This is a genomic window from Pseudomonas sp. 58(2021), assembly GCF_017491585.1.
Classification (GTDB): Bacteria; Pseudomonadota; Gammaproteobacteria; order Pseudomonadales; family Pseudomonadaceae; genus Aquipseudomonas; species Aquipseudomonas fluorescens_BT.
The window spans coordinates 1-830 of the sequence record NZ_JAFGYZ010000050.1 but is presented as its reverse complement, the minus strand read 5'-3'; the positions used below and the strand labels follow the sequence as shown (position 1 = coordinate 830).

Sequence of the window (830 nt, the reverse complement as noted above, 5' to 3'; positions counted from 1 at the left end):
ACCGCTGTCAGCGATGCCTATGCGAATCGTCTGACGGTGCATCGGGATCATTCCGACCGGATTCAGCGCCTGGATAACGGGGCCGGTCGTTCGCTGCTGCTGCGTTACGAGCGGGCGCATCTGGTCGCCGTCGATTATCAGGTTTTTTGTGAGTCGGCCTGGCGCACCGAGCAGACGCTGGTCAGCTACCGCTTTGATGCCCGCCATCGGTTGATCGACGCGACCAACGCCGTCGGCGAGAGCGAGCGTTACGACTACGACGACCAGCACGTCATCCTGCAACGGCAATTGAGCGGCGGCGCGAGCTTCTTCTGGGAGTGGGAACGTGCCGGCAAGGCGGCGCGTTGCGTGCGGCACTGGGCGTCGTTTTCGCAGATGGACACGCGTTACGTCTGGGATGACGCCGGCAGCGTCACGGTGCATTACGTCGATGGGACTGAAGAAACCTACGTTCACGACGACACGGCGCGGCTGGTGCGTCAGGTCGCCGCCGACGGTGGCGAGCAGCTCAAGGCCTACGATGCTCAGGGCCGGCTGATCGCCGAGCAGGATGCGCTGGGCGCGGTCACCGAATACCGCTACGACGACGTCGGACGGCTGATCGCGCTGATTCCGCCGGACGATGCGCCGACGTCCTACGAGTACCGCAATGGTTTCCTGCACAGCCGTTCACGCGGCGATGCGGTGTGGACGTACCGGCGCAACGCCCAGGGCGACGTCACCGAAGCGGTCGATCCCGACGGCCATGTCACCCATTACCACTACGACCCGCAGGGGCGGTTGCTGTCGATCCGTTATCCGGATTCGGGTCGGCATGTGTTCGTGTGGAA

1 pseudogene is annotated in these 830 nt (G+C 64.2%); it reads left to right on the top strand.

The window, feature by feature from the left end:
• Positions 1-830: pseudogene (locus J5M72_RS28710) on the top strand (RHS repeat protein); the annotation flags it as partial.